This window comes from Pseudomonas sp. HMSC063H08 (assembly GCF_001813645.1).
GTDB classification, from domain to species: Bacteria; Pseudomonadota; Gammaproteobacteria; order Pseudomonadales; family Pseudomonadaceae; genus Pseudomonas; species Pseudomonas aeruginosa.
This window is the reverse complement of record NZ_KV813340.1, coordinates 1-4599: the sequence shown is the minus strand read 5'-3', so window position 1 is coordinate 4599 and position 4599 is coordinate 1. Positions and strand designations below refer to the sequence as shown.

The 4599-nt window shown below is 57.3% G+C and carries 3 protein-coding genes; all 3 read left to right on the top strand.

The window, feature by feature from the left end:
• Positions 1–14 precede the first annotated feature (14 nt).
• The 3 genes from HMPREF2924_RS02805 (at position 15) to HMPREF2924_RS35770 (ending at position 4525) form a co-directional block, all read left to right on the top strand.
• Positions 15–3581 (top strand): hemagglutinin repeat-containing protein, encoded by a 3567-nt coding sequence (locus tag HMPREF2924_RS02805; RefSeq protein ID WP_256718609.1) that lies wholly within the window; start codon positions 15–17, stop codon positions 3579–3581.
• Entirely contained in the window at positions 3582–4094 is a 513-nt protein-coding gene (locus HMPREF2924_RS33810) for a hypothetical protein (protein WP_023874766.1), read from the top strand.
• 224 nt (positions 4095–4318) lie between these two features.
• Complete coding sequence (locus HMPREF2924_RS35770) at positions 4319–4525, top strand: hypothetical protein (protein WP_123809523.1); 207 nt, start codon at positions 4319–4321, stop codon at positions 4523–4525.
• Positions 4526–4599: the final 74 nt, after the last annotated feature.

Below are 4599 nucleotides of genomic sequence, written 5' to 3'. Positions count from 1 at the left end.
CCGCCGGGCGCGACGTGACCCTGGCGGCGGCGGCGAACGAGGAGCACAGCTTCGCCACCGGCAAGAAGGTGACGGCGAAGAACGATCGGGTGGAACACCAATCGACCGTGGTCAGCGCCGGCGGCGATCTCAGCGTGCAAGGCGGCAATGACGTGACCTTCGTTGCCAGTCAGGCGAAGGCCAGCAACGAGGCCTATCTGTACGCCGGCAACGACCTCAATCTGCTGGCGGCTCACGACGAAAGCTATTCCTACTACTCGAAGAAGAAAAAAGGCTCGTTCGGGCGCAGCAGTAGCCGGATGAGCGAGAGCGAAGCCAGTACCGTGGTGTCGTCGTCGATCCAGGCGGGACAAGGGGCGGAACTGGTCGCCAAGCGTGACGTCAACGTCGAGGCCTCTTCCGCCTCCAGCACGAAGGGCGAGCTGGCGGTCGTGGCGGGGCGCGATGTGAACCTCACGGCAGCTGAGAACAGCTACTCCAGCGTGTCCGCGAAATCCAAGTCCGGAGGCTTGGGGCTGTCATCCACCAGCAAGGCCAACGCCCAGTCCTCTTCCTACACCAGCGTTCAGGGCGCCACGTTGAGTGGCGATACCACCGTGGTGCAGGCGAGAAGGGACATCTCGGTGGCCGCCAGCAATGTGGTTTCTACCGGGAAGACTGCGCTGCGTGCCGGCAACGACATCATCATCGACAGCGTGGCGGAGACGTCGGAGTCGCATCGCAGCGAGTCGAAGAAGAAGTCCGGCCTGATGAGTTCCGGAGGGATCGGCATCACGCTCGGCACGGCGAAGAATGCCTCGACACAGGACACCCGTACCGTCGTCAACCAGGGCAGCACCATCGGCAGTGTGCTCGGCGATGTCGACATGCGGGCGGGCAAGAACCTGTCTATCACGGCTTCGGATGTGGTGGCCGGCAAGGACATCAACCTCGTCGGGCAGAACGTGAGCATTCTCGCTGCCGACAACCAGAACGTCAGCGAGCAGACCCGCAAGACCAGCAAGAGCGGCTTGACGCTGGCCTTGTCGGGAACGGTCGGTAGCGCAATCGACGCCACCTACCAGAATGCCAAGCAGGCCAGGAACGAAGACGACAGTCGCCTTTCCGCGTTGCAGGGGATCAAGGCCGGCTTGAGCGGCGTCCAGGCCTGGCAGGCAGCTCAGCAGAACGGCGGCATGACGGGCGAGAACAGCGCGCAGTTCGTCGGCATCAGCGCTTCGCTGGGCTCGCAGAAGTCCAGCTCTCGGCAGCGCCAGGAGCAGCAGATCAGCCAGGGAAGCACGCTCACCGCCGGTGGCAACCTGAACATTATCGCCACGGGTTCCGGGGCTGTCGGCGAAGACGGCGACTTGCGCGTGCAAGGCAGCAAGCTGCAGGCTGGCAAGGACCTCCAACTGATCGCCAACCGCGACGTCGTGCTGGAAGCCGCGGCCAATACGCAGAAGCTCGATGGCAAGAACAAGAGCAGCGGCGGCGCTGTCGGGGTAAGCGTCGGCGTTGGTTCGGGCGAGGCTGGCATCAGCATTTTCGCCAACGCCAACAAGGGCGCCGGCAAGGAAATCGGCAACGGCACCACCTGGACCGAAACCACCCTGGACGCGGGCCAGAAGGCCAGCTTGGTCAGCGGGCGCGACACCACGCTGAAAGGGGCGCAGGTCAATGGTGAAAGCATCCTGGCGAAAGTGGGTCGTGACCTTACCCTGCAAAGCCTGCAGGATCGCGATTACTACGATTCCAAGCAGAAGAACGTCGGTGGTGGGGCGAGTTTGGCTATCGTTGGCCAGGGTGGCGGCGCCAACTTGAGTCTCAGCCAGAGCAAGCTGCATTCGAAGTACGACAGCGTGCAGGAGCAGACCGGGCTGTTCGCCGGCAAGGGCGGCTTCCAGGTGGAGGTGGGCAAGCACACGCAGCTGGATGGCAGCGTGATCGCCAGCACCGCCGAAGCCGAGAAGAATCGCCTGAGCACAGGCTCCTTGGGCTGGAGCGAGATCCGTAACAAGGCCGAGTACAAGAGCCAACTTCAGAGTGTCAGTGTCAGCAGCGCCAACGATGGCGCCGGTGCGTTCGTCAGCAACATGCCTAGCGGCATGCTCATTGCCTACAACCACGGCGATAGTGCCAGCGGTACCACGGGTTCGGCGATATCCGAAGGCACCCTGGAGGTTCGCGATCCGGCGCGCCAGCAACAGGATGTGGCGACGCTCAGCCGTGACCCGAGCCGCGCCAACGATAGCGTCAGTCCGATCTTCGACAAGGAGAAAGAGCAGAAGCGTCTGCAGCAGGTCCAACTGATCGGCGAGATCGGCACCCAGGCCATGGATATCCTGCGGACGCAGGGCCAACTCGACGCCGACAAGGCGGCGCGGGCCGAACTGGAAGCGCGGGGTATCTCCGCGCCGGACGCCGGCGCCAGCGAGCGGCAAGTCGAGGACTACCGCAAAGCGCTTCTGGGCACGAATGCCTACCAGGACATCATGGGCAAGTACGGCACCGGAGGCGACTACCAGAAGGCCGCCCAGGCGGTGACCGCAGCCTTGCAAGGGCTGGCCGGCGGCGACATTGGCTCGGCGTTGGCGGGAGCTTCCTCGCCCTATGTGGCGGGCGTGATCAAGCAGGTGGCAGGCGACAATGACACGGCGCGGATCATGGCCCACGCGGTTCTTGGCGCGGTGGTTGCGCAGGCCCAGGGCAATTCGGCTGCTGCGGGGGGCGCAGGAGCGGCGGGGAGCGAACTGGCGGCGCAGGTGATCAGCGAGCGACTGTACGGAACCCGGGACAGCTCGACGCTGAACGAAGCGCAGAAGCAGACTATCACCGCGCTGGCCAGCCTGGCCGGCGGATTGGCCGGCTCCGTTGTCGATGGGAGCAGCGGAGGAGCCATTGCCGGGGCCGCAGGCGGGAAGAACGCAACGGAAAACAACTTCCTTGGCGGCGGAACCCCGCCGGGCTTGATCAGCTATGGTCAGGCAGCGAGCTCCTTGACCGAGTACATGCGCAAGAACGGGGCGACAGCCGAGGAGATCACCCAGGCGCAACGTGATCTGGCCCAGGGACAGGGCTTCGATGGCGTACAGCCAGCGAATGAGTTCATCAAGGCCTGGGGCGAGGCCATGGTTGCGGAGGCTGCCGGCCTTGGGATTGTTGCGGGGTTGGGTAGGTTTGGGTTGTGGGTTGGGAAAGGGGCGGGAGAAACTGCCATAGCCGTTCCCGGTCGTGTCCAATCTCGTATAAATATTGCCAATGGCCGCACAGCAACTACACCGCTTCGCGATACCGGAAGGCCAGTATCTGCGGGGTTTGACCATGTTCTACAAGGGCATTTCGGAGTAGAGGTTTCCAACTCACGGTCTGTGTTCACTATCACTCCGAGTGAACTGAAGGATGTACTTCAGAGCAGCCCTGTTGTTAAGTCACCAGTTATGGCATTGCCTGATGGGCAATTCGTGAGGACCGTTGATGTAGGTAAAGTAATTGGCACTACCAATTTAAAGGATGGAGGAGTGCCCACCTCGGTATTAAAAATATTTACTGACAGAGCTGGTAATTTGATCACAACCTTCCCAATCAAGGCGGTGGATTAATTGAGCTATCTTCCAATACGTGTATGGACTGACTTTCAATCAGCTGTAAGACTGCTGAGCGCTGAGGCTTCTCCAAAAGAAGTTCTTGATTTAATTCTAAATTGGATAAAAAGGAATAGAAAATTTTTCCTGTCTGGCTCATTTGCTGTTTATGGGTTTGAGGAGTTCCTGGGTCTAAGTGGAGAGGAGATGCCTGTTAACTTTTCAAATTTTTCATCATCCGAGTTAGAGAATTTTAAGAAATTTACTTTCAAATATCAGGCTAAGGATGTGGACTATATTGCGCAATTTTTAAGAGATGTTATTGAGACTTTGATAACTGTAGAGGTTGATAAAAAATGTCCTAATTGTAATTCTGAAGGGATGCATGTCTTTATAGGGAAGTATAATAACCTAGTGGCTTATCAATGCAATGTGTGTGGGCACTCGCAATACTCGGACGGCTCAAAAGTAGAAGTCGGCGGTTTGGAGTTTATAACGGAGAGAAAGCTTCGAGATCTAAAGTTAATTTAAAATTTCATAAAGATGAATGATTTATTTTTCCTGCTCTAACTTCTGAGTATGGAGACATCCGCGATTCCTAGGCAAGGGCGAGGGCGCTGATGTCGAGTGAATCAGTTCTCTCAAAAAGTCGGAATTAAGTGTCGGGGTAATATGTCTAGTCATTATTAGTCACCGGCACCTGCTGCATCGAAAGTGGGTTTGTCACAAGAAAATTTTTCTCCGCATGATGACTAATGGAAGCCATGATTGACGATTCGATTTTTGAAAAAATTGATAATCTGATTGGCAGGTTGTCAGTCAGTAGGTCTACGGTAGATGAAAATGAGCTTTGCCGTGTTGCGAGGGTTTTGCCTGGCGATAGGGAGTTAGATGTTATAGAGAGGCTGAAAAACAAAGGGGACGTATTTATTTTTGCTGCTCTAAAGATAAAAGGCAGGTAGGTTTTCCCTGTTCAGTAATTTCTTGCTCTTTAAAAATTTACCTTTTCGATTTAGAAGAAGAGCACCGTGCAAGA

Coding starts and splice junctions, on each gene's coding strand:
- HMPREF2924_RS35770 (WP_123809523.1), top strand. CDS start 4,319: ATGGAAGCCATGATTGACGATTCGATTTTTGAAAAAATTGATAATCTG.